This is a genomic window from Bradyrhizobium sp. BR2003 (assembly GCF_009720285.1).
Lineage (GTDB): Bacteria > Pseudomonadota > Alphaproteobacteria > Rhizobiales > Xanthobacteraceae > Bradyrhizobium > Bradyrhizobium elkanii.
In genome coordinates this window covers 334,588-360,763 of the sequence record NZ_SMYJ01000019.1, presented here as the reverse complement: position 1 = coordinate 360,763, position 26,176 = coordinate 334,588, and the positions used below count along the sequence as shown (strand labels likewise).

At 65.2% G+C, this 26,176-nt stretch carries 23 protein-coding genes; 14 read left to right on the top strand and 9 right to left on the bottom strand.

Translation table 11 applies throughout. The annotated features are described in order from the left end of the window. The first annotated feature begins 27 nt into the window (after positions 1 to 27). Complete coding sequence (locus E2I15_RS14745) at positions 28 to 1,107, top strand: tartrate dehydrogenase (protein WP_137476563.1); 1,080 nt, start codon at positions 28 to 30, stop codon at positions 1,105 to 1,107. Positions 1,108 to 1,162: 55 nt separating this feature from the next. On the opposite strand, the gene E2I15_RS14740 is transcribed toward E2I15_RS14745, so the two are convergent. The 3 genes from E2I15_RS14740 to E2I15_RS14730 form a co-directional block, all read right to left on the bottom strand. After that, the gene (locus E2I15_RS14740; protein WP_137476562.1) at positions 1,163 to 2,074 is read right to left on the bottom strand and encodes an NAD(P)-dependent oxidoreductase; all 912 of its coding nucleotides are present in this window, start codon (positions 2,072 to 2,074) and stop codon (positions 1,163 to 1,165) included. Positions 2,075 to 2,106: 32 nt separating this feature from the next. Further along, positions 2,107 to 3,357, bottom strand: coding sequence for a Zn-dependent hydrolase (locus E2I15_RS14735; RefSeq protein WP_137476561.1), 1,251 nt, complete (start codon positions 3,355 to 3,357; stop codon positions 2,107 to 2,109). Between the two features lie 147 nt (positions 3,358 to 3,504). Beyond that, positions 3,505 to 4,422: a LysR family transcriptional regulator gene (locus tag E2I15_RS14730; protein WP_137476560.1), complete on the bottom strand. Its 918-nt coding sequence runs from the start codon at positions 4,420 to 4,422 to the stop codon at positions 3,505 to 3,507. Positions 4,423 to 4,542: 120 nt separating this feature from the next. Here E2I15_RS14730 and E2I15_RS14725 point away from each other — a divergent pair, with 120 nt between their 5' ends. The 6 genes from E2I15_RS14725 to E2I15_RS14700 all read left to right on the top strand — a co-directional run bounded on the left by E2I15_RS14725 (position 4,543) and on the right by E2I15_RS14700 (position 10,170). Beyond that, complete coding sequence (locus E2I15_RS14725) at positions 4,543 to 5,361, top strand: putative hydro-lyase (RefSeq protein WP_137476559.1); 819 nt, start codon at positions 4,543 to 4,545, stop codon at positions 5,359 to 5,361. 87 nt (positions 5,362 to 5,448) lie between these two features. Next, a complete protein-coding gene (locus E2I15_RS14720; protein WP_137476558.1) occupies positions 5,449 to 6,696 on the top strand; it encodes an ABC transporter substrate-binding protein in 1,248 nt (415 codons plus the stop codon). Between the two features lie 202 nt (positions 6,697 to 6,898). Continuing rightward, positions 6,899 to 7,777, top strand: coding sequence for a branched-chain amino acid ABC transporter permease (locus E2I15_RS14715; protein ID WP_026192487.1), 879 nt, complete (start codon positions 6,899 to 6,901; stop codon positions 7,775 to 7,777). Further along, positions 7,777 to 8,754 (top strand): branched-chain amino acid ABC transporter permease, encoded by a 978-nt coding sequence (locus E2I15_RS14710; RefSeq protein ID WP_137476557.1) that lies wholly within the window; start codon positions 7,777 to 7,779, stop codon positions 8,752 to 8,754. Before E2I15_RS14715 ends, E2I15_RS14710 begins: the two co-directional genes overlap by 1 nt. Continuing rightward, positions 8,751 to 9,482, top strand: coding sequence for an ABC transporter ATP-binding protein (locus tag E2I15_RS14705; RefSeq protein WP_137476556.1), 732 nt, complete (start codon positions 8,751 to 8,753; stop codon positions 9,480 to 9,482). Before E2I15_RS14710 ends, E2I15_RS14705 begins: the two co-directional genes overlap by 4 nt. After that, a complete protein-coding gene (locus E2I15_RS14700; protein WP_137476555.1) occupies positions 9,466 to 10,170 on the top strand; it encodes an ABC transporter ATP-binding protein in 705 nt (234 codons plus the stop codon). Before E2I15_RS14705 ends, E2I15_RS14700 begins: the two co-directional genes overlap by 17 nt. 120 nt (positions 10,171 to 10,290) lie before the next feature. Here the strand turns inward: E2I15_RS14700 and E2I15_RS14695 are convergent, their stop codons facing one another. Both E2I15_RS14695 and otnC read right to left on the bottom strand, forming a co-directional pair. Next, positions 10,291 to 10,566: a hypothetical protein gene (locus E2I15_RS14695; protein WP_137476554.1), complete on the bottom strand. Its 276-nt coding sequence runs from the start codon at positions 10,564 to 10,566 to the stop codon at positions 10,291 to 10,293. A gap of 33 nt (positions 10,567 to 10,599) precedes the next feature. After that, positions 10,600 to 11,256, bottom strand: a complete 657-nt coding sequence (gene otnC / locus E2I15_RS14690) for a 3-oxo-tetronate 4-phosphate decarboxylase (protein ID WP_137476553.1) — start codon at positions 11,254 to 11,256, stop codon at positions 10,600 to 10,602. Positions 11,257 to 11,449: 193 nt separating this feature from the next. On the opposite strand from otnC, the gene ltnD reads away from it, so the two are divergent. The 6 genes from ltnD to E2I15_RS14660 all read left to right on the top strand — a co-directional run bounded on the left by ltnD (position 11,450) and on the right by E2I15_RS14660 (position 21,052). After that, positions 11,450 to 12,361 (top strand): L-threonate dehydrogenase, encoded by a 912-nt coding sequence (gene ltnD / locus E2I15_RS14685; RefSeq protein ID WP_026192488.1) that lies wholly within the window; start codon positions 11,450 to 11,452, stop codon positions 12,359 to 12,361. Between the two features lie 12 nt (positions 12,362 to 12,373). Next, positions 12,374 to 13,156, top strand: a complete 783-nt coding sequence (gene otnI / locus E2I15_RS14680) for a 2-oxo-tetronate isomerase (RefSeq protein ID WP_137476552.1) — start codon at positions 12,374 to 12,376, stop codon at positions 13,154 to 13,156. Then, a complete protein-coding gene (otnK, locus tag E2I15_RS14675; protein WP_137476551.1) occupies positions 13,153 to 14,442 on the top strand; it encodes a 3-oxo-tetronate kinase in 1,290 nt (429 codons plus the stop codon). Before otnI ends, otnK begins: the two co-directional genes overlap by 4 nt. 169 nt (positions 14,443 to 14,611) lie before the next feature. Next, positions 14,612 to 16,303 carry a methyl-accepting chemotaxis protein gene (locus tag E2I15_RS14670; RefSeq protein ID WP_137476550.1) on the top strand — a complete coding sequence of 564 codons (1,692 nt, stop codon included), beginning with the start codon at positions 14,612 to 14,614 and terminating at the stop codon, positions 16,301 to 16,303. Positions 16,304 to 16,683: 380 nt separating this feature from the next. Then, positions 16,684 to 19,863 (top strand): efflux RND transporter permease subunit, encoded by a 3,180-nt coding sequence (locus E2I15_RS14665; protein ID WP_137476549.1) that lies wholly within the window; start codon positions 16,684 to 16,686, stop codon positions 19,861 to 19,863. Continuing rightward, a complete protein-coding gene (locus E2I15_RS14660; protein WP_137476548.1) occupies positions 19,850 to 21,052 on the top strand; it encodes an efflux RND transporter periplasmic adaptor subunit in 1,203 nt (400 codons plus the stop codon). The genes E2I15_RS14665 and E2I15_RS14660 overlap by 14 nt, the downstream gene beginning before the upstream one ends. 53 nt (positions 21,053 to 21,105) lie before the next feature. Here E2I15_RS14660 and E2I15_RS14655 read toward each other — a convergent pair whose 3' ends face one another. Both E2I15_RS14655 and E2I15_RS14650 read right to left on the bottom strand, forming a co-directional pair. Further along, on the bottom strand, positions 21,106 to 22,617 hold the full coding sequence (locus E2I15_RS14655; protein ID WP_137476547.1) for an acetyl-CoA acetyltransferase: 1,512 nt from the start codon (positions 22,615 to 22,617) through the stop codon (positions 21,106 to 21,108). Between the two features lie 171 nt (positions 22,618 to 22,788). Next, complete coding sequence (locus E2I15_RS14650) at positions 22,789 to 23,922, bottom strand: nitronate monooxygenase (RefSeq protein WP_137476546.1); 1,134 nt, start codon at positions 23,920 to 23,922, stop codon at positions 22,789 to 22,791. A gap of 278 nt (positions 23,923 to 24,200) precedes the next feature. Here E2I15_RS14650 and yghU point away from each other — a divergent pair, with 278 nt between their 5' ends. After that, on the top strand, positions 24,201 to 25,076 hold the full coding sequence (yghU, locus tag E2I15_RS14645) for a glutathione-dependent disulfide-bond oxidoreductase (RefSeq protein ID WP_137476545.1): 876 nt from the start codon (positions 24,201 to 24,203) through the stop codon (positions 25,074 to 25,076). Positions 25,077 to 25,145: 69 nt separating this feature from the next. Here yghU and E2I15_RS14640 read toward each other — a convergent pair whose 3' ends face one another. Next, a complete protein-coding gene (locus E2I15_RS14640; protein ID WP_137476544.1) occupies positions 25,146 to 25,421 on the bottom strand; it encodes a GNAT family N-acetyltransferase in 276 nt (91 codons plus the stop codon). A gap of 13 nt (positions 25,422 to 25,434) precedes the next feature. Further along, the gene (locus E2I15_RS14635; RefSeq protein ID WP_137476543.1) at positions 25,435 to 26,052 is read right to left on the bottom strand and encodes a flavin reductase family protein; all 618 of its coding nucleotides are present in this window, start codon (positions 26,050 to 26,052) and stop codon (positions 25,435 to 25,437) included. Between the last annotated feature and the right edge of the window lie 124 nt (positions 26,053 to 26,176).

Sequence of the window (26,176 nt, the reverse complement as noted above, 5' to 3'; positions counted from 1 at the left end):
GCCGGGCAAATCACAAGGGTGTTCTCGATGAGCAGCGCAAAGAAGCAGTATCGGATTGCGGTCATTCCCGGTGACGGCATCGGCAAGGAAGTGATGCCGGAGGGCCTGCGCGTCATCGAGGCGGCGGCCAAGAAGCACGGCGTCGACGTGAAGTTCGACCATTTCGACTTCGCCTCCTACGACTATTACGAGAAGCACGGCGAGATGATGCCGGCCGACTGGAAGGACAAGATCGGCAAGCATGACGCGATCTATTTCGGCGCGGTCGGCTGGCCGGCCAAGATCCCGGATCACATCTCGCTGTGGGGCTCGCTGATCAAGTTCCGCCGCGAGTTCGACCAGTATGTCAACCTGCGCCCGGTGCGGCTGATGCCCGGCGTGCCGTCGCCGCTGGCGAACCGCAAGCCCGGCGACATCGATTTCTGGGTGGTGCGCGAGAACACCGAGGGCGAATACTCCTCCGTCGGGGGGCGCATGTTCCCGGACACCGACCGCGAATTCGTCACGCAGCAGACCGTGATGACCCGCACCGGCGTCGACCGTATCCTGAAATTCGCGTTCGATCTGGCGCAGTCGCGGCCGAAGAAGCATCTGACCTCGGCGACCAAATCGAACGGCATTTCCATCACCATGCCCTACTGGGACGAGCGCGTGGAGGCGATGGCCAAGAAATATCCCGGCGTGAAGTGGGACAAGTACCACATCGACATCCTGACCGCGAATTTCGTGCTGCATCCGGACTGGTTCGACGTCGTGGTCGGCTCCAATTTGTTCGGGGACATTCTTTCCGATCTCGGCCCGGCCTGCACCGGCACGATCGGCATCGCGCCGTCGGGCAACATCAATCCGGAAGGCGATTTCCCCTCGGTGTTCGAGCCGGTGCACGGCTCGGCGCCTGACATCGCCGGGCAGGGCATTGCCAACCCGATCGGCATGATCTGGTCGGGCGCGATGATGCTGGAGCATCTCGGCGAGAAGCAGGCAGCTAGCGCCATCGTCGGCGCGATCGAGCGCGCGCTCGGCGAACGCACGCTGCGGACGCGTGATCTCGGCGGCAATGCCGACACCACGGCGTGCGGCAAGGCGGTCGCGGAGATGGTGGATTAGGCTACGCTGTCAATCACGCGGGTCGTCCTGGCGAAAGCCAGGACGACGTCGATAATTATTGCTTCACGATCCTTCGGCAATGCTCCCACGCCGCGTGGATCAAGTTCTCGCTCGCCTCGGGCGTGCGGAAGGCGGAGTGCGCCGACAGCGTCACGTTCGGGATCCTGGTCAGCGGGTGATCCTTCGGCAGCGGCTCGATGTTGTAGACATCGAGGCCGGCGTGGCGGATGTGGCCCGAATTGAGCGCATCGATCATCGCCTGCTCGTCGACGATCGCGCCGCGGGCGGTGTTGATCAGCACCACGCCTTTCTTCATCTTCGCGATCTTGTCGTGCGTGATCAGGCCGCGGGTCTCGTCGTTGAGCAGCAGATGGATCGAGACCACGTCGCTGCTCGCCAGCACGGTGTCGAGCTCGACGAACTCGACGCCCGGATGGCTCTTGGGCGACCGGTTCCAGGCGATCACCTTCATGCCGCTGCCGAGCGCGATGCGGGCGACCTCGGCAGCGATGCCGCCGAAGCCGACGAGGCCGAGCGTCTTGCCGGTGAGCTGCATGCCGTCCTCGCGCAGCCAGTTGCCGGCGCGCATCTCGCGGTCCATCTGCGCGATCACGCGCGCCGACGACCACATCAGCGCGATCGCCGATTCCGCGACCGCGGTATCGCCATAGCCCTTGATCAGGTGCACGGAAATGCCGAGCTCGGCGAGTTCTTCCGGGTTCATGTAGCTGCGCGCGCCGGTGCCGAGGAACACGACGTGCTTCAGGCCGGCACACTTTTTCGCAACGTCGGTCGGCAGCGCGGTGTGGTCGACCACCGCGATCTCGGCGCCGTCGAGCACCGCTGGATAGTCCTCGGACTTGATGTCCGGGTTGCGGTTGATCCGCATCCTGGGATCGCCTGATTTTTCCAGGCGCTCGGTGATGACAGCGAGCGATTCATTGGCGTCGACAAACACTGCGCGCACGAAAGCCTCCATCCGATGAGGAGAAATGAGGATCAGGACGCGACGCCGGCAAGCGCCAGCACCGTATGCATCAGGACGTTGGCGCCGGCGGCGCAATCGGTCTGCTTGGCATCTTCCAGCTCATTATGGCTGATGCCATCCTTGCAGGGCACGAACACCATTGCTGCCGGCATCACCGTGTTGAGGTTGCAGGCGTCGTGGCCGGCGCCGGAGGTGATGCGGCGGTGCGAATAGCCGAGCTGCTTGGCCGCGTTCTCGACCGCGTCGACCAGCTTGGGATCGAAATGCGTCGGCGCCTTGCGCCAGACGAGATCGAGCTGCACCTCGACCTTGCGCTTTGCTGCGATCTCGCTCACGGCGGCACGCAGGTCGCGATCCAGCGCATCCATGATCGCGGCGTCGGCGCTGCGGCAATCCACCGTGAAGGCGATCTCGCCGGGGATGACGTTGCGCGAGGGCGCGGCGATCACGGCCTCGCCGATGGTGCCGACCGCCTTCGGGCCGTGCTTCTTCGCGATGCTCTCCATCGCCAGCACGATCTCAGACAGCGTCGCCAGCGCATCGCGGCGCAGCGGCATCGGGGTCGAGCCGGCATGGCTCTCGAAGCCGGTGATCTTGCCGTCGTACCACAACACGCCCTGTCCGGAATCGACCACGCCGATGGTCTTGTTCTCGGCCTCCAGGATCGGCCCCTGCTCGATATGCAGCTCGACGAAGCTGGTGAACTTCTGGCGGCCGACCGGGGCGTCGCCGCGATAACCGATCGTGTCCAGCGCCTGCGCCACCGTGACGCCTTCGGCGTCCTTGCGCGACAGGATGTCGTCGGTGGTGAAGTCGCCGACATAAGCGGCCGAGGCCATCATCGCCGGCGCAAAGCGCGAGCCTTCCTCGTTGGTCCAGTTGCAGATGCAGATCGGCAGCTCGGTCTCGATGCCGGCATCGTTGAGCGTGCGCACCATTTCGAGCGCCGCCAGCGTGCCGAGCACGCCGTCATATTTGCCGCCGGTCGGCTGGGTGTCGAGATGCGAGCCGACGCCGATCGGCGGCTTCGACATGTCCCGTCCTTTCCGCAATCCGAACATCGAGCCCAGCGCGTCGACCTGCACCTCGAGGCCGGCGTCCTCGCACGCGTTGCGGAACCAGTCGCGCACCTGCTTGTCTTCGGCGCTCAGGGTCAACCGCCGCACACCGCCCTTGGGCGTTGCACCGAACTGCGCGGTTTCGTGGATGGTGCCCCAGAGGCGGGCGGAATCGATCTGCAGGTTGGTGGCGGCTCGGCTCATGTCGTCAGTCCATTTTTATTTTCGTCATTCCGGGGCGATGCGTCAGCATCGAACCCGGAATCTCGAGATTCCCCGGTGCGCGGTTGCGCACCTGAGGTCTGGTCCTTCGGACCATCCCGGAATGACGTTCGATTATCCGGCAATCGTTCAATGACGCGCCACTCTCGCGCCGTCAACCGCCACGCTCGCCTGCGCGATCTGCCGGGCGAGATTGGCGACGCGCTCGATGGCGACCGCATCGGGCGAGGCGAGCCAGCTCGCGGTGAAGGTGAGGGGCGGCAGCTTGAGGTCGGTGTCGAGCAGTTGCAGCCGCCCGTCGGCAAGCTCGTTCTCGACGATCGCCGCCGGGATCACCGCGATGCCAAGCCCTTCATTGGCCATGTGGATCACGGTCGCGAGCGAGGTCGAGGCGTGCAGCCGGATCGGCGGCAGATCGGGGGCGTTGAACAATGCGCGTACGGTCTCGTAGGGCTGCGTCTTGCGCGGAAAGGTGATGATCGGAAACCGCGCCAGGTTCTGCCGCGCCACCGGGCCGTCGCCGAGGCCGAGCGCCGGGCTCGCCAGGAAACCGATCGGGTAATCGCACAGCACATGGTTGTGCGCACCGGAGGCCGAGACCGGCCCAAGCACGAAGGCGAGCTCGATCTCCTGTGCCAGCAGCCGCGCGGTCAGATTGGGCGTGATGTCGACCTCGATCTCCAGCGACAGGTTCGGGTAGACCTCGTTGACGCTCTTGACGAGGCGCGGCAGCCAGGTGTGCACGATGGTCTCCGCGACACCGAGCCGCAGCGCGCCGCGCATGGCCGAACGGTCGCCGACCTCGGCCATCATCTCCGAACGCAGGCCGATCAGCTTCTCGGCATAGATCATCATCAGCCGTCCACTCGGGGTCGGCGAGGCCACCCGGTGGTCGCGGTTGAGCAGCTTGACGCCCATTTCGCGCTCGAGCTGGGCAATGCGCTGGGAGATCGCCGGCTGGGTGGTGTTGAGCCGCTGGGCGGCGCCGCGGAAGCTGCCGAGCTTAACGACCCAAAGGAATGTCTCGATCGAGCGGAAGTCCGTCATTGGAAGCATTTTCCCGATCGATAAATTCATTTTATCGATTTTGATTAGAAAGGACGATTAGACATTATATCACGCTTGGTGTTGGTTTGTCCTTGTCGAGATTATGGGCAGGAGCATCCCATGACTGTTTTTGCGGCAGTGCAGCGATCTCAGGGGGAGCCAGTGCTGGCGAGCGTCGAAGCGCGCCGCGCCTGCCGTGACGGCGTGGCCTCGGGCACCACGGCCGGTCTCGCCAACGGCTTCGTCCAGGGCAATCTCGCGATCCTGCCGGAAAAGCTCGCCGGCGCCTTCCACCGCTTCTGCCAGCTCAATCCGAAGCCGTGCCCGATCATCGGCATGTCCGACGTCGGCGATCCCCGCATTCCGGCGCTTGGCCTCGACCTCGACATCCGCACCGACGTGCCGCGCTACCGGGTCTGGCGCGACGGCGAGGTGGCGGACGAGCCGACCGACATCACCAAATACTGGCGCGACGATCTCGTCACCTTCGTGCTCGGCTGCTCCTACTCGTTTGAAGAGGCCCTGCTGGATGAGGGCCTGCCGATCCGTCACATTGAACGCAATCTGCGTGTGCCAATGTACCGGACCAATATCGCCTGCAACCCGTCGGGGCCGTTCGCGGGACCCATGGTGGTGTCGATGCGCCCGTTCAAGCCGGCGGATGCGATCCGCGCGGTGCAGATCACCTCGCGCTTTCCGTCCGTGCATGGCGCGCCGGTCCATCTCGGCCATCCGCATGCGATCGGCATCAAGGATATCGCCAAGCCGGATTACGGCGATGCGGTACCGGTCGCCGATGACGAGATCCCGGTGTTCTGGGCCTGTGGCGTCACGCCGCAATCGGTGATCGCAAGCGCGAAGCTGCCGTTCGCGATCACGCATTCGCCGGGCCTGATGCTGGTGACCGATCTCAGGAACAAGCAGCTCGCTGTGCTCTGAATAGGCAATTCGTGCAATTCATTGAGGCTTTACTGCGCGCTACAAGCGTCACATCGATAATAACAAGCTGATCAAGGGGAAATTTCGATGACGATCTCTCGCCGTAACGTGTTGCTGGGTGCCACTGCCGCCGCGGCGCTCGGTCCGATGGCCGCGCGCGCGCAGACCAGTGAAGTGGCAATCGGCGTGATCTATCCGCTCTCGGGCGCCAGCGCCCAGATCGGCGTCGACGCGCAGCGTGCGTTCGAGACCGCGGCAGACATCATCAACAAGAATTATGATTTCGCGCTGCCGCTCGCCAAGGGCGAGGGCCTGTCCGGCCTCGGCGGCGCCAAGGTCAAGCTCGTGTTCGCCGACCACCAGGCCGATCCGCAGAAGGGCCGCGCCGAAGCCGAGCGCCTGATCACGCAGGACAAGGTCTGCGCCGTGATCGGCACCTATCAGAGCGCGGTCGCCGTCACCGTCAGCCAAATCTGCGAGCGCTATGGCGTTCCGTTCCTCTCGGCCGACAATTCCTCACCGAGCCTGCATCGCCGCGGCCTGAAATACTATTTCCGCGCCTCGCCGCATGACGAGATGTTCTCGACCGCGATGTTCGATTTCTTCGATGCGATGAAGAAGAAGGGCCAGAAGATCGAAACGCTGGCGCTGTTCCACGAGGACACCATCTTCGGCACCGATTCGGCGAACGCGCAGACCAAGCTCGCCGCCGAGCGCGGCTACAAGATCGTGGCCGACATCAAGTACCGCGCCAACTCGCCGTCGCTGACCGCCGAGGTGCAGCAGCTCAAGGCGGCGAATGCCGACGTGCTGATGCCGTCGAGCTACACCACCGACGCGATCCTCCTGGTCAAGACCATGGCCGAGCTCGGCTACAAGCCGAAGAACATCATGGCGCAGGACGCCGGCTTCTCCGAGAAGGCGACCTATGACGCGGTCGGCGACAAGCTCGAGGGCGTGATCTCGCGCGGCAGCTTCTCGCTCGACCTGGCGCAGAAGCGGCCGATGGTCGGTCTGATCAACGAGATGTACCGCGCCAAATCCGGCAAGGACTTCAACGACTATTCGTCGCGCCAGTTCATGGGCCTGATCGTGATGGCGGACGCCATCAACCGCGCCAAGTCGACCGACGGCGAGAAGATCCGCGAGGCGCTGGTCGCCACCGACATGCCGGGCGATCAGACCATCATGCCGTGGCGGCGCGTCAAGTTCGACGAGATGGGGCAGAACAACTTCGCCGATCCGGTGCTGTTGCAGTACTCCGCGAAGAACTTCGTGACGATCTTCCCGGAACAGGCCGCCGTCTCCGAGGCGATCTGGCCGATGAACAGCTGATCGATCGGGCGCTTTCTCACCGTCGTCCCGGGCAAGCGAAGCGCGACCCGGGACCCCCGCGCGAGTGCTTGCACTCGTCGCGTAACCCAGGCAGGCGTTTTGCGATGATTGGTTGTTATCTCTCCTCCCGATGCATTTGCGGTTATGCGTCCTGGCCTTCGCCAGGACGACGCTGGAGACAGATTTTGATCGGGGCGCAGCGGTGACAGCCGAGACCATTATCCAGAGTTTGGCGAGCGGCCTGTTGATGGGGCTGCTCTACGGACTGATCGCCGCAGGCCTCGCATTGATCTTCGGATTGATGGACGTCGTGAATTTCGCGCACGGCGAATTCCTGATGATCGCGATGTACGCGACCTTCTTCCTGTTCGCGTTCTTCGCGATCGATCCCTTGCTCTCGGCGCCGCTGGTCGCCGCGGCACTGTTCGTGTTCGGCGCGGTGGTCTATCTGTTGATCGTCCGCTTCGCGATGCGCGCCAAGGCCAATGCCGGTATGGTGCAGATCTTCTCGACCTTCGGCCTGGCGATCGTGATGCGGGGCCTCGCCCAGTTCTTCTTCACGCCCGACTACCGCAGCGTCACCAACTCCTGGGTCGGCGGTAAGACGGTGTCGATCGCCGGCATCTATCTGCCGGAGCCGCAGCTGATCGGCGCGATGCTCTCGATCGCGGCCTTCGTCGCGCTCTACTTCTTCATCAATCGCACCGATTTCGGCCGCGCGCTCGAAGCGACGCGCGAGGACGCCGGCGCGGTGGCGCTGGTCGGCATCGACAAGAACCGGGTGTTCGCGCTCGGCTGGGGCCTTGGTGCTGCGCTGGTTGGCCTCGCCGGCGCCATCATGGCGATCTTCTTCTACGTCTATCCCGATGTCGGCGCGTCGTTTGCCCTGATCGCCTACGTCACCGTGGCGCTCGGCGGCTTCGGCAGCGTGTTCGGCGCCTTCGCCGGCGGCATCATCGTCGGCCTGGTGGAGGCGACCACCGCGCTGATCCTGCCGCCGTCGCTGAAATCGGTCGGCATCTATGCCGTTTACCTGCTGGTCGTCTTCATCCGCCCACGTGGCCTGTTCGGATCGATGTGATGGACACCCACTTCGCCCAACGCCGCAGGCGTGACCTGATCGTGGCGGCCTGCCTCGCGGTGATCGCCGCGCTGGTGCCGCTGTTCGTCAAGGACGTCTACGTCCAGAACATCATGGTGCTGACGCTGATGTATGCGGCGCTGTCGCAGAGCTGGAACATCCTGTCCGGCTATTGCGGGCAGATCTCGCTCGGCCATGCGCTGTATTTCGGGCTCGGCGCCTATACCACCGCGCTCTTGTTCACCAAGTTCGGAGTGCTGCCGTGGTTCGGCATGCTGGCGGGCGGGGCGATCTCCGCATTGATCGCGATGGCGCTCGGCTATCCCTGCTTCCGCCTGCGCGGGCATTATTTCGTGATCGCGACCATCGTGATCGCCGAGATCGCGTTGCTGTTGATCCAGAACTGGGACTGGGCCGGCGCGGCGCTCGGCATCGACATCCCGGTGCGCGGCGACAGCTGGCTGAAATTCCAGTTCACGCGCTCGAAGCTGCCTTACTTCTATTTCGCGCTGGCGCTGGCCTGCATCGCCTGGTTCGTCACCTGGTGGCTGGAGGATTCCAAATGGGGCTATTGGTGGCGCGCGGTGAAGGACAACCCGGACGCGGCCGAAAGCCTCGGCGTGGTCGTGTTCAATTCCAAGATGGGCGCGGCGGCGGTCTCGGCCTTCCTCGTTGCGGTCGGCGGCAGCTTCTACGCCCAGTTCGTCTCCTACATCGATCCTGAAAGCGTGATGGGCTTCCAGTTCTCGCTGCTGATGGCGCTGCCCGCGGTGCTTGGCGGCATCGGCACTTTGTGGGGGCCGGTGCTCGGCGCGGTCATCCTGATCCCGCTCACCGAGCTGACGCGCTCGTTCATCGGCGGCTCCGGGCGCGGCGTCGACCTCATCGTCTACGGCACGCTGATCGTCGTGATCTCGCTGGCGCTGCCGCGCGGCCTGGTCAGCGTATTCTCCCTGCGCAAGGGAGCCGCACGATGACGCCGCTTCTGGAAACCCGTGGCGTCTGGCAGCGCTTCGGCGGCCTCGTCGCCAACAGCGACGTCTCGATCTCGGTCGGGCGCGGCGAGATCGTCGGCCTGATTGGCCCGAACGGCGCTGGCAAATCGACGCTGTTCAACCTGATCGCGGGCGTGCTGCCGCCCACCCAGGGCTCGATCATCTTCGACGGCGAGGACGTGACCAAGCTACCGGCGGCGGAACGCTGCCAGCGAGGCGTCGGGCGCACCTTCCAGGTCGTCAAGAGTTTTGAGACCATGACCGTGATCGACAACGTCATCGTCGGCGCGTTGATCCGCAACACCAAGATGCGTATCGCGCGGCAGAAGGCCTATGAGGTCTTGGAGTTCTGCGGACTTGCGGCGCGCGCCGACAAGCTTGCCGCCGACCTCGTCCCGTCCGAGAAGCGCAGGCTCGAGGTCGCCCGCGCGCTCGCCACCGAGCCGAAGCTGCTGCTGCTCGACGAAGTCCTCACCGGACTGACGCCGGTCGAGGCACAGACCGGCGTCGAGCTGGTGCGCAAGGTCCGCGCCGCCGGCATCACCGTGCTGATGGTCGAGCACGTCATGGAGATCGTGATGCCGCTGGTCGACCGCGCCATTGTGCTCAATCTCGGCAAGGTGCTGGTCGAGGGCAAGCCGACCGAGGTCGTCCGCAATCCGGAAGTCATTTCTGCCTATCTCGGGGATCGTCATGCTGTCGGTGCGTGAAATCACCACCGCCTATCAGGGCCTGGTCGCGATCTCCTCGGTGTCGATCGACGTCACCAAGGGCGAGATCGTCTGCGTCGCCGGCGCCAACGGCGCGGGCAAGTCGACGCTGCTCAAATCGATCGCCGGCGCCGAGCGGCCGCGCGCAGGCACCGTCACCTTCGACGGCAAGCGCATCGACGGCCAGCCGCAGCACGTCATTACATCAAGCGGCATCGCTTACGTGCCGGAGAACCGCCGGCTGTTTCCGCGGCTGTCGGTGCGCGACAATCTGCGGCTCGGCAGCTATCTCTATCGCAGCCAATCCGACCGCGATGCGCCGCTCGATCTGGTGTTCAAGCTGTTCCCGCGGCTTGGCGAACGGCTCGACCAGCGTGCCGAGACCTTGTCCGGCGGTGAGCAGCAGATGCTCGCGATCGGCCGTGCGCTGATGACGCGGCCGCGGCTTCTGATGCTCGACGAACCCTCGCAGGGCATCATGCCGAAACTGGTCGACGAGATCTTCCAGGCCGTGAAGCGCATCCGCGACGCCGGCATGACGGTCCTGATCGTCGAGCAGCGTATGGCCGAGTGCTTGGAGATCGCCGACCGCGCCTACATCCTGCAGACCGGCCGCGTGCTGATGCAGGGCACCGCGGCCGAGATCAGCGGCAATCCGGATGTGCGGAAAGCGTATCTGGGGCTGTAGCGCTCACCGTCACTGCGAGCGCAGCGAAGCAATCCATCTCTCGCACCCAAGGAGAGATGGATTGCTTCGTCGCTTCGCTCTCGCAATGACGGGGAGGATAGTGCTCCGCACCCACGCAGCCTACTTGCCCTCGTCGATCTTTTCGACCTTGGCGGCGAGGTCCGGCACGCGGCTGACGCGGTAGGTCGCGTTGCTGCATGTCAGCGTCCAGGCCTCGTTGTCGGGCTTCGAGAGCTTGTCGTCCCGCTCGGCCTTGAGCGGCTTGTCGCAAGGATAGCCCTGCGCGCGCAGCTGGGTTGCCAGCATGCCTTGCAAGGTCTCTTCGGTCCGTGCGTCAGACACCGCAAGGCCGACGGCGAACGGAACCGCTAACGCCAAGCCTGTGAACCTCATCATGACTGTCTTCCGCATATCGATCCTCCGCTTGATCTAGTGAGGGTGATCCGGCTGCACGAGCCCGAACGTCCTGGTCAAATCTGCCACCTGGTCGGGCGACAAATAGCGCGGGTTCAGCCCGCGCAGCAGCAGATAGAGCTTTGCGGTCTCCTCCAGCTCCTCGGTCGCGAACACCGCAGCTTCCAGCGTATTGCCCGACACGACGGGCCCATGATTGGCGAGCAGCACCGACGAATATTTCCCGGCCAGCCCCCGGATCGCGTCGGCAACGGCCGGATCGCCGGGGCGATAATAGGGCACCAGCGCAGTCTGGCCGCACTTCATGACGTAATAGGCCGTCATCGGCGGCAGCGCGGCGCGCGGGTCGATCTCGGGCAGCATCGAGAGCGCGACCGAATGGGTCGAGTGCAGGTGCACCACGGCGCCGGCGGAGGCGCGCGTCTGGTAGAGCGCGGTATGCAGCGGCACTTCCTTGGTCGGGGCGTCGCCGGAGGCGAGCCGGCCGTTGCCGTCGAGCCGTGACATTTTCGCCGGATCGAGGAAGCCGAGCGAGGCGTTGGTCGGCGTCACCAGCCAGCCGCCGTCCGCAAGCCGGACGCTGATATTGCCCGAGGAGCCCGGCGTCAGGCCGCGCTCGAACAGCGAGCGGCCGAAGCGGCAGATGTCCTCACGAAGCTTTGTTTCGCTCATCCGGTTTCGCTCGTGGCGTCATCTTTGGAATCCGTTTTCCGCTTTGTCTCATGCTTTGGCAGCGCGGCCAAGCCGTGATAGGCAAGCAGCAACGAGCATGATCCGGACCCGGCGGCCCGCGCTGGCGCAAAGTGGCAGCCGGTTTTCCGAAAAGATCATGCTCAAACAACTAAAAATGTTCAGGGATCGCCACATGTCCAGTTCCGCAACATCACGTGTCGCCGTCATCGGGCTGGGCTCGATGGGATACGGCATGGCGACCTCGCTCAGGCGGGCCGGTTTCGAGGTGACCGGCTGCGACGTGTCGGCCGATGCGGTGGCGCGCTTCGTCGCCGACGGCGGCAAGGGCGCCAGGTCGCCGGCCGAGGCGGCCCGGGATGCCGACATCGTCGTCAGCGTCGTCGTCAATGCCGCGCAAACTGAAGGGATTCTGTTCGGGAAGGACGGCGTCGCCGAGACCTTGGCCAAGGACGCGGTCTTCATCTCCTCGGCGACCATGGATCCCGATATCGCGCGGCGTCTCGCAAAACAGCTCGAGGCGACCGGCCGGCATTATCTCGACGCCCCGATCTCCGGCGGCGCGCAGCGCGCGGCGCAGGGCGAATTGACGATTCTCGCCTCCGGCAGCGCGGCGGCGTTTGCGAAGGCGCGGCCGGCGCTGGATGCGATGGCGGCAAAACTCTACGAGCTCGGCGATGCCGCGGGGCAGGGCGCTGCGTTCAAGATGATCAACCAGCTGCTGGCCGGCGTGCATATCGCGGCCGCCTCGGAGGCGATCGCCTTTGCCGCCAAGCAGGGCCTCGATATCCGCAAGGTCTATGAGGTGATCACCGCCTCCGCCGGAAATTCCTGGATGTTCGAGAACCGCATGCCGCATGTGCTCGATGGCGACTATGCGCCGCGCAGCGCGGTGGAGATCTTCGTCAAGGACCTCGGCATCATCCAGGACATGGCGCGCAATGCACGCTTCCCCGTGCCGGTCTCGGCCGCGGCCTTGCAGATGTTCCTGATGACCGCGGCCGCCGGCATGGGCCGCGACGACGATGCGTCGGTGGCGCGGATGTATGCGCAGGTTACCGGCACCAAGCTTCCAGGCGAGAAATAAGAGGATCCTGCAATGCCCCGTTTTGCCGCCAACTTGACCATGATGTTCAACGAGGTCCCGTTTCTCGACCGCTTCGAGGCGGCGGCGAAAGCAGGCTTCACCGCGGTCGAGTTCTTGTTTCCTTACGACCATCCGGCCGAGGAGGTCGGCAAGCGGCTGAAAGGCAATGGGCTGACGCAGGCGCTGTTCAACTTGCCGCCGGGCGACTGGAACGCCGGCGAGAAGGGGTTTGCCGCGCTGCCCGACCGTTTCGCCGACCTCCAGCAAAGCCTGAAGACCGCGCTGCCCTATGTCCAGGCGACCGGCGTCAAGCGGGTGCACTTGATGGCGGGAATAGCCGACCGCAGCGATGCCAGGGCGGTCGCCGCGTTTCGCAAATCGGTCGCCCATGCCGCGGAGTTCTTCGCGCCGCACGGCCTCGACGTCGTGATCGAGCCGATCAATCCGCGCAACGTGCCCGGCTACTTCCTCAACGATTTCATCTTCGCGCGCGACCTGATCAACGAGCTCAAGATTGCGAACCTGAAGCTGCAGTTCGATATCTACCACTGCCAGATCATCCATGGCGACGTCACCACGCGGCTGCGCGAGATGATGCCGATCATCGGCCACATCCAGATCGCGTCGATCCCCTCGCGCAACGAGCCCGATGGCGAGGAGCTGAACTATCCGTTCCTGTTCGGCGAGCTCGACCGGCTCGGCTATGGCGGCTTCGTCGGCTGCGAATACAATCCGCGCGGCAAGACCACCGACGGTCTCGCCTGGTTCAAGCCCTATGCCGGAGTGAAGCCGTGACATCAGCCGGAAAGCTGTCTCTCGGTTGCATCGCCGACGACTATACCGGCGCCTCCGATCTCGCCAACACGCTGACCCGCGCCGGCCTGCGCACGGTGCAGACCATCGGCGTGCCCGCGGACGATCTCGCGCTGCCCGAGGTCGACGCTGTCGTGGTGTCGCTGAAGAGCCGTTCGATCGAGGCCGGCCTCGCCGTGACGCGTTCGCGTGCGGCGGAGGCCTGGCTGCGCGGCCGCGGCGCCAAGCATATCCTGTTCAAGATCTGCTCGACCTTCGATTCCACCGATGCCGGCAATATCGGCCCCGTGATGGACGCGCTGCGCGCGGATTCAAAGGATACGATCGTGCTGGTGACGCCGGCATTCCCGGAAACCGGTCGCACCGTCTATCAGGGCAATCTGTTCGTAGGCCAAGTGCCGCTGAACGAGAGCCCGCTGAAGGACCACCCGCTCAACCCGATGCATGATTCCAATCTGGTTCGCGTGCTGGCGCGGCAAAGCACGACCAAGGTCGGCCTGGTCGATCTGGCGACGCTGAGCCGTGGCGCGGACGCCGTCCGGGCAAAGCTCGCCGAGCTCGTGCAAAGCGGCATCGGCGCCGCCATCGTCGATGCGGTGTTCGACCGTGACCTCGAGACCATCGGGCTGGTGGCGCTGGATCACCGTCTTTCGGTCGGCGCTTCCGGCATCGGGCTTGGCCTGGCGCGGGCGCTGGTCGCCGCGAGCAAGGCCAAACCGGATACGGCGGATGCGATGCTGGCGACGCCGGTCGGCGGCCCGGCAGCGTGCCTTGCCGGCAGTTGCTCGCAGGCGACCTTGCGCCAGATCGCCAACGCCGAGAAGGTGATGCCGGTCCTGCACCTCGATCCCGAGCGCGTGGTCGCCGGCAAGGACGAGGCGCAGCGCGCGCTCGCTTGGGCCAGAGACCGGCTCGGGGCGGGGCCGATCCTGATTGCGAGCAGCTCGACCCCGGATCAGGTGGCAGCTGTGCAATCCCGTCATGGTCGCGATGCAGCCGGGCATGCCATCGAACAGGCGATGGCCGACATCGCGGATGGTCTGGTGCAGTCGGGCGTGCACAGGCTGGTGGTCGCCGGTGGTGAAACTTCGGGCGCCGTGGTCGATCGCCTGCGCATCCCGGGATTCCTGGTCGGTGCGGAAATCGCTGCCGGCGTGCCGGTTCTGCGAGCGGTCGGCGCCGGGAGAGGCGAGATGGCGCTTGCCCTGAAATCAGGCAATTTCGGCGGGCCGGAGTTTTTCTCGGATGCGCTGGCATTGATGCCGTGATGCGACTGGCGTGCATCATGCCACGTCGTCGAAGCGCGTCTCAGTAGTTCAACGGGGAACCAAATTAACCCTACTTAAGGAGGGGGGCTGGCTTTGATGTCTGCGGCGCCCCGCCGCGCCCCCAGCCATTCGATCGGGCTTCGCGAGCCCGATATCAAGAGACCTCACGATGTTCGCCAAATTCTCGATCCGCGCCAAGATTATTGCCGTGGTTGCGTTCCTGCTTGTCGCGATGACCGGCATGGGCCTGCTCGCGGTCGTGAATTTACGGTCGATCAATGCCAACACCGTCGACATCACGACAACCTGGCTGCCGAGCGTGCGTGCGCTCGGCGACCTGCGCGCCGGCGTCATCACCTATCGCAACGTGGTCCGCGAGCACATGCTGGCGGAGACGTTGGAGGACAAGCTCGCGCAGGAAAAGACCCTGACTTCGGTGGTCGACGCCAATCTCAAGATCCGCGCGACCTATGAGCCCCTGATCGCCTCCCCCGAGGAGCGCGGGCTCTACAATCAATGGGTCGACGCATGGACCCGCTACAAGAAGGGTACCGAGGAGGTGATGGCGCTGTCGCGCAGGGATATCGGCAAGATCCCGCACGAAGCGCATGAGCTGAACGCGAAGACCGTCAACAAGATAGGCCTCGAGGCCGACGAGATCCTGCGCAAGGACATCGAGCTCAACAATGCCGGCGCTGACAAGGCGGCGCAGGAGGCGGCAAACAGCTACGCGTCGGCCGTCATGCTGGTTGCGACGATCCTCGGTGCCGCCATCATCGTCGGCGTCGGCGTCAGCTTCCTGATGATCCGCGACGTCTCCGCCGGTATCGCCTCGATCGTGAGCCCGATGCAGGCGCTGGGCCGCGGCGACCTCACTGCGAACGTGCCCCACCAGGGCGAGAAGACCGAGATCGGCGCGATGGCCGATACGCTGCAGGTGTTCAAGGAAGCCCTGGTCGCCAAGAAGGCGGCCGATGAAGCCGCGGCTGCCGACGCCGAAGCGAAGATCGAGCGCGGCCGCCGGGTCGATACCATCACCCGCAATTTCGAACAGATGATCGGCGAGATCGTGCAGACCGTGTCGTCGGCTTCGACGCAGCTCGAAGCCTCCGCCGGCACGCTGTCGTCGACCGCCCGGCGTTCGCAGGAGCTGACCACGTCGGTTGCCGCCGCGTCCGAGGAGGCCTCGACCAACGTCCAGTCGGTGGCGTCGGCGACCGAGGAGCTGTCGTCGTCGGTGACCGAGATCAGCCGCCAGGTGCAGGAGTCGGCACGGATGGCCGGCGATGCCGTCGGCCAGGCGCGCACCACCAACGATCGCGTCAGCGAGCTGTCGAAGGCCGCCGCGCGGATCGGCGACGTCGTCGAGCTGATCAACACCATTGCCGGCCAAACCAATCTGCTGGCGCTGAACGCGACCATCGAGGCGGCGCGTGCCGGCGAGGCCGGTCGCGGCTTCGCCGTGGTAGCGTCCGAGGTGAAGGCGCTGGCCGAGCAGACCGCCAAGGCGACCGGCGAGATCGGCCAGCAGATCGCCGGTATCCAGACTGCGACCCAGGAGTCGGTCGGCGCGATCAAGGAAATCTCCTCGACCATCGAACGGCTGTCGGAGATCTCGTCCACCATCGCCGCCGCGGTCGAAGAGCAAGGCGCGGCGACGCAGGAAATCTCCCGCAACGTGCAGCAGGCGGCGCAGGGCACCCAGCAGGTCTCGGCCAACATCGCCGACGTCCAGCACGGTGCCAACGAAACCGGCTCGGCGTCGAGCCAGGTGTTGTCGGCAGCCCAGTCGCTCTCGGGCGACAGCAGCCGCCTCAAGGTCGAGGTCAGCAAGTTCCTCGACGCCGTCCGCGCCGCCTGATCCGGCGCCGCCGCTCGGACGGCCGCCATCCTTCAACTAACCGATGCCGACGTGGTGGGCTGACCCGGCCCACCACATTTTACATTTTCGCAGAGCAGCGATGCATTAAGCTCGCGTCGGCCAAATAGCATCGTCGGCCGGCTCGCATTTGCAGCTGAGCCGTCTCTTTTTGACGACGATCCGCGCGCGATCGGCGGCACCGCGCCCGGCATGGCCGGTCGGAGCGCGCAACCTCACGCACTATGCCGAGGAAGTGAAAGCCGCCGCGGCACCGCGGGTTGGCGTTTTGCCTGCCATCGGGTAAATCGGCCGCTGCGGAACGGCTTTTGCAATGTCGATTCCTCTGCCTGGGCGGGCTTCATTTCGGGAATGCTTGTTTTATGATCGCACTGGTCCGTATCGCGCTGAGCCGGCCATATACTTTCGTCGTGCTCGCGATCCTGCTGCTGATTATCGGACCGCTGGCGGCGCTGCGCACGCCGACCGACATCTTCCCGGACATCCGCATCCCCGTGATCGGCGTGGTCTGGCAGTACACCGGCCTGCCGCCGGACCAGATGTCCGGCCGCATCACCACGCCGTTCCAGCGCGCGCTGACCACGACCGTCAACGACATCGAGCACATCGTCGCCAATTCCTATAACGGCGTCGGTATCATCAAGATCTTCTTCCAGCCCAACGTCGACATCCGCACCGCCAACGCGCAGGTCACCGCGATCTCGCAGACCCTGCTCAAGCAGATGCCGCCGGGCGCGACGCCGCCGCTGATCCTGAACTACAGCGCCTCGACGGTACCGATCATCCAGGTCGCGCTGTCGGGCGAAGGACTGACCGAGCAGAACCTCGCCGATATCGGCATCAACCAGCTGCGCACGCCGCTGGTCACCGTGCCTGGTGCCGCGATCCCGTATCCGTTCGGCGGCAAGCAGCGTCAGGTCCAGATCGACCTCAATTCGACCGCGCTGCAGGCGCGCGGCCTGTCGGGCCAGGACGTTGCCAATGCGCTCGCCGCGCAGAACCTGATCACGCCGGTCGGCACGCAGAAGATCGGCAATTTCGAATACACCATCAACCTCAACAACTCGCCGCTGCGGCTCGAGGAGCTCGGCGACCTGCCGATCAAGCAGGTCAACGGCGCGATGGTCTACGTGCGGGACGTCGCCTCGGTGCGCGACGGCAACCCGCCGCAGACCAATATCGTCCATGTCGACGGCAACCGCTCGGTCTTGATGATGGTGCTGAAGGCCGGCGCCACCTCGACGCTCGATATCATCTCCGGCATCAAGCAGAAGGTGATCGAGGTCAAGGATCAGATGCCGGATGCGCTCAAGATCGGCTTCATCGGCGACCAGTCGGTGTTCGTCCGCGGCGCGATCACCGGCGTCGCCTTCGAGGGCGTGATCGCCGCCCTGCTCACCAGCATCATGATCCTCTTGTTCCTCGGCAGCTGGCGCTCGACCGTCATCATCGCGGTGTCGATCCCGCTGTCGGTGCTGGGCGCCATCATCATGTTGTCCCTGATCGGCGAGACGCTGAACATCATGACGCTCGGCGGCCTCGCGCTCGCGGTCGGCATCCTCGTCGACGATGCCACGGTGACGATCGAGAACATCAATTATCACCTCGAGCAGGGCAAGCCGGTCGAGCAGTCGATCCTCGACGGCGCCAACCAGATCGTGACGCCGGCCTTCGTCTCCTTGCTCTGTATCTGCATCGTGTTCGTGCCGATGTTCTTTCTCACCGGCGTGGCGCGCTTCCTGTTCGTGCCGATGGCCGAAGCGGTGATGTTCGCGATGATCTGGTCGTTCATCCTGTCGCGTACGCTGGTGCCGACCATGGCGAACTATCTGCTGCAGGCGCATGTGCATCATGAGGGCGCGCCGCCGAAGTCGCGCAATCCCCTGGTCTGGTTTCAGCGCGGCTTCGAGGCGCGGTTCGAGCGCATCCGCGGCGGCTATCGCGGCCTGCTCGCGATGGCGCTCGGTCACCGCACGGTGTTCGTGAGCTGCTTCCTCGCGGTGGTTGCGGCGTCGTTCCTCCTGGTGCCGTTCCTCGGGCGCAACTTCTTCCCGTCGGTCGACGCCGGCAACATCCTGATGCATGTCCGCACCCAGGTCGGCACCCGCGTCGAGGAGACCGCCAACCAACTCGCCGACATCCAGAAGGCGATCCGCAAGCTGGTGCCCGGCGAGATCGAGACCATGACCGACAACATCGGCATGCCGATCTCCGGCATCAACATGACCTACAACAACACCGGCGTGATCGGTCCGCAGGACGGCGACATCCAGATCCGCCTGAAGGAAGGCCACAAGCCGACCGAGGAGCACGTCCGCACGCTGCGTGAGCAATTGCCGCGGCTGTTCCCGGGTACGAGCTTCGCGTTCCTGCCGGCCGACATCGTCAGCCAGATTCTGAACTTCGGCGCGCCGGCGCCGATCGATCTGCAGATCCGCGGCGCCAATCTCGAGGCCAACTTCGCCTATGCCAACAAGCTGCTGGCCGGGATCAAACGCATCCCCGGCATCGCCGATGCGCGGATCCAGCAGTCGCCGAACAACCCGACCTTCAACATCGATGTCGACCGCACCCGCGCGCAATATGTCGGCCTGACCGAGCGCGACGTCACCAACTCGCTGGTGGTCAACCTCGCCGGCTCCTCGCAGGTGGCGCCGACCTATTATCTCAATCCCGACAACGGCGTGTCGTATTCGATCGTGATGCAGACGCCGCAATACCAGATCGACTCGCTGAGCGCGCTGCAGACCCTGCCGATCACCGCGACCGGCAACACCCAGGCGCCGATCCTCGGCGGCATCGCCGACATCAAGCGCGCGACCTCGAGCGCGGTGGTGTCGCAATATGACATCCAGTCGCTGGTGCAGATCTACGCCACGACGCAAGGCCGCGATCTCGGCGGCGTCGCGACCGACGTGCGCAAGCTGATCGCCGATACCGCCAAGGAGGTGCCGAAGGGCTCGTCCGTGGTGCTGCTCGGCCAGGTGCAGACCATGAACTCGGCCTTCACCGGCCTCTTGTTCGGCCTGCTCGGCGCCGTCGTCTTGATCTACTTCCTGATCGTCGTGAACTTCCAGTCCTGGTCGGATCCGTTCGTGATCATCACGGCGCTGCCCGCCGCGCTCGCCGGCATCGTCTGGATGCTGTTCACGACGGAGACCACGCTGTCGGTGCCGGCGCTCACCGGCGCCATCATGTGCATGGGCGTGGCGACCGCCAACAGCGTGCTCGTGATCAGCTTCGCCCGCGAGCGCTATGAGGAACTCGGCGATCCCGTCGCGGCGGCCCTGGAAGCCGGCTTCGTCCGGTTCCGCCCGGTGCTGATGACCGCGCTCGCCATGATCATCGGCATGGCGCCGATGGCGCTGGGGTTGGGCGAGGGTGGCGAGCAGAACGCGCCCTTGGGCCGGGCCGTGATCGGCGGCCTGATCTTCGCCACCTTCGCGACCCTGATGTTTGTTCCCGTGGTATTCAGCATGGTACACAAGAAGCAAGGCGCCAAAGCCGCCGCCTCATCGGAGATTCCGCATGCCGCCCACTGAACAGCGCCCCCCGGTCTCACGCCGGAAGCTGGGCATCTTCGGCGTGGTGGCCCTGGTTGGGGCGGGCCTGATCGTCGGCACCGGGATCCGCGCCCGTGAGGAACAGGACACACGGCTGAAGGAATGGACCGACGACCAGGCCATTCCGACGGTCGCGGTGGCGCTGCCCAATGCCAAGGCGCTGAGCCCGACGATCGACCTGCCGGGCCGGCTCGAGGCCTATTCCCGCGCGCCGATCTATGCCCGGGTGTCCGGCTATCTCAAGAACTGGGACGCCGACATCGGCGCCCGCGTCAAGGCCGGCCAGGTGATCGCCGAGATCGAGGCGCCCGACCTCGACCAGCAATTGCTGCAGGCGCGCGCCGATCTCGCCAGCGCCCAGGCCTCGGCCAAGCTCTCCGAAGCCACGCTGAACAGGCGCAAGACGCTGGTGGCCTCGAACTTCGTCTCCGCCCAGGAGATCGACGAGCGCACCGCCGATCTTTCCAACAAGAACGGTGCGGTCAAGGCCGGCCAGGCCAATGTCGAGCGGCTGGAAGCGCTCGCCGGCTACAAGAAGATCACGGCGCCGTTCGACGGCGTGGTGACCTCGCGCGACACCGACGTCGGCGCGTTGATCAACGCCGGCGGTAACTCGGGCCCGGCGATGTTCACGATCTCGGACATCACCAAGCTGCGCGTCTATGTCAACGTGCCGCAGAATTACGTCCCGGCGATCAAGATCGGTGCCAAGGCCACGCTGGCACTGCCGGATTACCCGAGCCGCACCTTCCAGGCGACGGTGGAAGCCTCCTCGCAGGCGGTCGATGTCGCCTCCGGCACGACGCGGATGCAACTCGGGCTCGACAACTCCTCCGGCGAATTGATGCCGGGCAGCTATGCCAGCGTGAAGCTGAACCTGCAGCGTGAATCCACGCCGCTCAGCATTCCCGCCAGCGCGCTGATCTTCAACAGCAGCGGCCTGCGGGTCGCAACCGTCGGTCCGGACGACAAGGTGCTGTTCAAGACCGTGAAGATCGGCCGCGACCTCGGCAAGGAGATCGAGATCGCCACCGGCCTCGCGCCCGACGACCGCATCATCACCGCTCCGCCGGACGGACTCGCCGACGGCGATCATGTCCGCGTCACCGGTGCCGGCGCCAAGGGCAAGCCGACCACGGCTTCGGAAAAGCAGGACGTGAAGGGGTAAAGCGCAAGGCGCCTTCTTACCTCGCCCCGCAAGAGCGGGGCGAGGGAGAACTGCTACCCCACCCGCCATTCCAGCATGCCATCGTCGGCGGTGACGATGTTGCCTGTGGTGCCGACCGGCGTGCGGTCCATGTCCTGCAGATAGGCCAGCGTCGCCGTGTCGCTCGCCGGGATGCGGCCGAGCGTGCGGCGGCCGTCCTCGGTGCGCAGCATGGTGACGCCGTGCTCGACCTCGCCGTTGGCGCGATAGATCACGGTGAAGGCCTCGACCTGGCCTTTTCCCGCAGCCTCGGCGGTGAAGTCCGGCACGTTGCGCCTGTTGTGGTCGGCCTCCGCCTGCACGGAAGTGTCCTGCTTGAGCACGGCCTGAGGCGCCGCGCGCGACAGCACGAGGCCATGATGCTTGGTGACGAAGCCTCCCTGGCCGTAGAGCAGGCCGAGCGTGCCGCCGCTTCTCAATCTACGCACCATCGCGCAGGCCGAGTGCGTCATGTAGGTGTTGAGCGGCGCGCCGAAGAACGTAAGACCCCCCGTCACGGTCGGCTGCACGTCGGCACCGAGGCCGAGCGTCCGGCGCGCCATCTTCGGCACGCAGGGGAAGCAGCTGTAGAGCTCGATCGCGTCGAACTTTTTCCCATCGCCGCCGACGAGATCCATCACCGCCTTCAGCACGGCGGTCTGCGCGTGGCTTTCGACGAACTGGTCGCGGATCAGATAGTCGCGCGGCTCTTCCGCCGAGGCGCCGCCGAGCGGATAGATCAGTTTTTCCTCCGGCACGCCGGCCGCGCGCGCTTTCGCGAGGCTGGTCAGGATCAGCGCACCACCCATGTTCACCGTCGGGTTCGCCACCATCAGCTTTGTATACGGCCAGGCGATCATCCGGTTGTCGGGCGTGGCCGTGGTGATCTCGTCGCCGGTGAACGTCTTCTTCAGCCACGAGTTCGGATTGTCGGCGGCGACGCGCGCATAGGTCGACCACAACTCGCCCGATTCCTTCAGCGCCTCGCGCGGCGTCTGGCCCCAATACGCCGATGTAGCGGACTCATAGAGCGGATAGACCGTGATCGGCCTGAACACGCCGAGCGCAACGGCCATCGGTTTCTGGAATGCGGCGCCGCGCTTCGGCTCTTCCACATCATGGGCGAACGGCGTCCACGGCAGCTCGACGCCGGCGCGCTGCGCCTTGGTCGCGGTCGATTGCGCCTCCGCGCCGCAGACCGCGGCGACGCTGCATTCGCCGCGCGCGATGCGCTGTGCCGCCTCGTGCAAATAGCGGATCGGGCTCTCGCCGCCGACCGGGCCGTAATAGAGATGCGCGGGCGCAATGCCGAGCCGCTGCGCCAGCTGCTTCTCGGGATCGCGGTAACGCCAGCTCAGGAAGTTGACGACGTCCAGCGACTGTACGTCGGACAGCAGCTTGGCGCCGCTATCCGCCTCGGCGCGCTTCAGCGCTTCTTCCAGCAGCGTGAGCGGTTCGAGGCCGGCGGCGATGTCCTTTGGGCGATCGACGATCTCGCCGACGCCGACGATGACGGGAATGCGGTCTTCGGGGATGCTGTTCGACATTCTTGTTGGTTCACTCTGCGGTCTTGGACTCGATAGTTGTACTGGGCGTCATTGCGAGGAGCTCGCGACAAAATTGCAAAGCAACTTTGCGCTGAAGCGACGAAGCAATCCACACTTCCGCTGAAGTGAGATGGATTGCTTCGCTTCGCTCGCAATGACGGGGAGGGATCGTCACTCCGCCACCAGCGCGTTCATGTGCTCGACGGCCTCGACGAACTCTTCCTTGAACTCCTGCACCACGGCGCCGGCGGACTTGACGCTGTCGACCAGGCCGACACCCTGGCCGACGAAATAGCTGACGAGGTCGCGGGCCTTCTCGTTGCCGGCCGCAGCCGAACGGTCGATGGCGTTGAAGGCGTCGCGGCTGATGATGCTTTGCAGCGGCATCGGCAGCGCGCCGGGACTTTCCGGCGAGCGGTCCCACGCATCGGTCCAGACCGAGCGGAGCTGCCGCGCCGGCTTGCCGGTGCGGCCCTTCGAGCGCACCGCGTCGCGCGAGGAGGCCGCGATCATCTTCTCGCGGAAGATCTCCGAGGTCTCCGATTCCACCGTGGCCAGCCACACCGAGCCGGTCCAGGCGCCGGCCGCGCCCATCGCCATGCAGGCCGCCATCTGGCTGCCGGTCATGATGCCGCCAGCGGCGAGCACCGGCACGTCGCGGATCTTCTTGACCGCCTTGATCACCTCGGGCACCAGCACCATGGTCGAGACCTCGCCGCAATGGCCGCCGGCCTCGGTGCCCTGCGCGACCAGGATATCGACACCGGCCGCGACCTGGCGCAGCGCGTGCTCCTTGGAGCCGACCAATGCCGCCACCGGCACGCCATGCTTGCGGCCCATTTCGATCATCGCCTTCGGCGGCACGCCGAGCGCATTCGCGATCAGCCTGATCGGATGGCGGAACGAGACCTCGAGCAATTGCAGCGCGGTCTCGGCGTCGAACGGCTGCGGCTGGTTGTCGGCGACGTTGCGGCTGGTCAGCTCGATATCGTATTTCTTTAGCAGATTGCGGGTGAAGTCGCGATGCTCCTGCGAGACGCGTGCCTCGAGGCTTTTCCAGGTGACGTTCTTCTCGCCCGCGGTCGAGATGTTTTCCGGGATCAGCACGTCGATGCCATAGGGCTTGCCGTCGACATGCGCATCGATCCACTTCAACTCCTGCTCCAGTGTCTCCGGCGAATGCGCCGTCACGCCGAGCACGCCGAAGCCGCCGGCGCGGCTGACCGCCGCCACCACGTCGCGGCAATGGCTGAAGGCGAGCAGGGGGAAGTCTATTCCCAGCATGTCGCAAATCGGTGATTTCATGGACTGGTTCTCTCCCGGCGGCTGCTTCTTGTGCTTGTTGGCATCAGCCCCCTGCAACGCTAGCGCATCACGGTCAGCGAAGCCAAGCGGGTTTCGGCCACGGCGATCTTGCGTGCAGGCGCTGCTCCGGTGCATCCCTCGCCATGCATTCCGCTGGATAGAAAATGCGATCGTGCGGGGTGGGCAAGGCGCAGCCTGCGCACCATCTAGTGCGGACATGGGATGGGCACGGCGGCCGCCGCGCCACCCGGCAAGAACATGAATCGGGAGCCAACGACGTGAATGACATTTCTGCCTACGAGCCGCCGAAAGTCTGGACCTGGAACAAGGAAAGCGGCGGGCGCTTCGCCAGCATCAACCGGCCGATCGCGGGTCCCACCCACGACAAGGAACTGCCGGTCGGCCGCCATCCGCTGCAACTCTACTCGCTGGCGACGCCGAATGGCGTCAAGGTCACCGTGATGCTGGAAGAGCTGCTGGCGGCGGGTCACAAGGCCGCGGAATATGACGCCTGGCTGATCAAGATCGACGGCAACCAGTTCGGCAGCGGCTTCGTCGCGGTCAATCCGAACTCGAAGATCCCGGCGCTGATGGACCGCAGCGGGAAGGAGCCGATCAGGGTGTTCGAGTCGGGCTCGATCCTGGTTTATCTGGCGGAGAAGTTCGACGCGTTCCTGCCGACCGACGTCAAGACCCGCGCCGAAACTTTCTCCTGGCTGTTCTGGCAGATGGGCGCCGCGCCCTATCTCGGCGGCGGCTTCGGGCACTTCTATGCCTATGCGCCGACCAAGATCGAATACGCCATCGACCGCTTCGCGATGGAGGTGAAGCGCCAGCTCGACGTGCTCGACCGCCGGCTCGCCGACAACGAGTATCTCGCGGGCGATGTCTACACCATCGCCGACATGGCGGTGTGGCCCTGGTACGGCAGCCTTGCCAAGGGCCTGCTCTATGGCGGCGGCGAATTCCTCTCGGTGCAGGACTACAAGAACGTGCAGCGCTGGACCGACGCGATCGCGGCACGGCCGGCGGTGAAGCGCGGCCGCATGGTCAACCGCACCTGGGGCGAGCCGTCGAGCCAGCTCCACGAGCGCCACGACGCCAGCGATTTCGAAACGAAGACGCAGGACAAGGTCGAGCAGGCGGCATCGTAACGAAACGCGTCATGGCCGGGACAAGCCCGGCCATGACGAAATGACACGCTTTACCAACTCGCCCTGCGGTCACCCCAGCAGATCGTCATACTCCGGATGCTTCTTCATGAAGCCCTGGATGAATTCGCATTTCACGACCAGCTTGACACGCTGCGCGCGCACCGCATCCAGCGTGGCGCGGGCGATCTTCGAGCCGATGCCGCGGCCGCCGAGCTCCGGCGGCACCTCGGTGTGAACCAGCGTGATCGTGTCCGGCGTCTTGCGGTACACCACGAAGGCGGTGGCGCCGTCGACGGCGAGCTCGAACCGGCTCTGCGCTTCGTTGTCGCGGAATGTTTCGCTCATTGTCTTGTCCTTGTCATTTCGTCTTCGCGCCCTCGGCCGCGGGAAACACCACGCGGTCGTCGGTGCGGCAGTAGCGGTCGGCGAACATGCGGCCGATCGGGTGGTAGCGTTCCATGTGGACGCGCATCGCGTCACGGTCCCACAACTCGTCGCGGATGTGGAAATGGATGCCTTCGCCCATGATGAGCTGGCGGTCGCCGTTGACGTCGATCAGCTTCCAGGTCTTGCACTCCATCGCGAACGGCGCATCCGCAAGCCGGGGCACCGCGATCTTGCTGGAGGGCGCGAGCTTCAATCCGAGATAATCGGGCTCGCCGATCTCGGGCGGGAAGTCGCCGCTCGTCTCGTGCATCGCGCGCGCCAGCGGCTCGTCGGTGAGGTTGACCACGAACTCGCCCAACCGCTGGATGTTGACCAGGGTGTCCTTCTCGCGGCCGTCGGGCCTGCGGTTGACCGCGAACATGCAGAGCGGCGGATCCTCGCAGAACACGTTGAAGAACGAGAACGGCGCTGCGTTGACCACACCGTCGGCGCCGAGGCTCGTCACCCAGGCGATCGGCCGCGGCAGCACGAAGGAGGTCAGCACCTTGTAACGTTCGCGCTGGGTGAGGTCGCGTGGGGAATATTCCATGGGAGAACTCTCTTGCTTGCCTCGCCCGCTAGCGGGGAGAGGCCGGATTTCAAGCGTAGCTTGAAATCCGGGTGAGGGTGACTCTCCGCGAGTCCCGTCTCTCGCCAGCTTCGCGGAGACTCCC

Coding starts and splice junctions, on each gene's coding strand:
- E2I15_RS14745 (WP_137476563.1), top strand. CDS start 28: ATGAGCAGCGCAAAGAAGCAGTATCGGATTGCGGTCATTCCCGGTGAC.
- E2I15_RS14735 (WP_137476561.1), bottom strand. CDS start 3,357: ATGAGCCGAGCCGCCACCAACCTGCAGATCGATTCCGCCCGCCTCTGG.
- E2I15_RS14730 (WP_137476560.1), bottom strand. CDS start 4,422: ATGACGGACTTCCGCTCGATCGAGACATTCCTTTGGGTCGTTAAGCTC.
- E2I15_RS14725 (WP_137476559.1), top strand. CDS start 4,543: ATGACTGTTTTTGCGGCAGTGCAGCGATCTCAGGGGGAGCCAGTGCTG.
- E2I15_RS14720 (WP_137476558.1), top strand. CDS start 5,449: ATGACGATCTCTCGCCGTAACGTGTTGCTGGGTGCCACTGCCGCCGCG.
- E2I15_RS14710 (WP_137476557.1), top strand. CDS start 7,777: ATGGACACCCACTTCGCCCAACGCCGCAGGCGTGACCTGATCGTGGCG.
- E2I15_RS14705 (WP_137476556.1), top strand. CDS start 8,751: ATGACGCCGCTTCTGGAAACCCGTGGCGTCTGGCAGCGCTTCGGCGGC.
- E2I15_RS14700 (WP_137476555.1), top strand. CDS start 9,466: ATGCTGTCGGTGCGTGAAATCACCACCGCCTATCAGGGCCTGGTCGCG.
- E2I15_RS14695 (WP_137476554.1), bottom strand. CDS start 10,566: ATGATGAGGTTCACAGGCTTGGCGTTAGCGGTTCCGTTCGCCGTCGGC.
- otnC (WP_137476553.1), bottom strand. CDS start 11,256: ATGAGCGAAACAAAGCTTCGTGAGGACATCTGCCGCTTCGGCCGCTCG.
- ltnD (WP_026192488.1), top strand. CDS start 11,450: ATGTCCAGTTCCGCAACATCACGTGTCGCCGTCATCGGGCTGGGCTCG.
- otnI (WP_137476552.1), top strand. CDS start 12,374: ATGCCCCGTTTTGCCGCCAACTTGACCATGATGTTCAACGAGGTCCCG.
- E2I15_RS14670 (WP_137476550.1), top strand. CDS start 14,612: ATGTTCGCCAAATTCTCGATCCGCGCCAAGATTATTGCCGTGGTTGCG.
- E2I15_RS14665 (WP_137476549.1), top strand. CDS start 16,684: ATGATCGCACTGGTCCGTATCGCGCTGAGCCGGCCATATACTTTCGTC.
- E2I15_RS14660 (WP_137476548.1), top strand. CDS start 19,850: ATGCCGCCCACTGAACAGCGCCCCCCGGTCTCACGCCGGAAGCTGGGC.
- E2I15_RS14655 (WP_137476547.1), bottom strand. CDS start 22,617: ATGTCGAACAGCATCCCCGAAGACCGCATTCCCGTCATCGTCGGCGTC.
- E2I15_RS14650 (WP_137476546.1), bottom strand. CDS start 23,922: ATGAAATCACCGATTTGCGACATGCTGGGAATAGACTTCCCCCTGCTC.
- E2I15_RS14640 (WP_137476544.1), bottom strand. CDS start 25,421: ATGAGCGAAACATTCCGCGACAACGAAGCGCAGAGCCGGTTCGAGCTC.
- E2I15_RS14635 (WP_137476543.1), bottom strand. CDS start 26,052: ATGGAATATTCCCCACGCGACCTCACCCAGCGCGAACGTTACAAGGTG.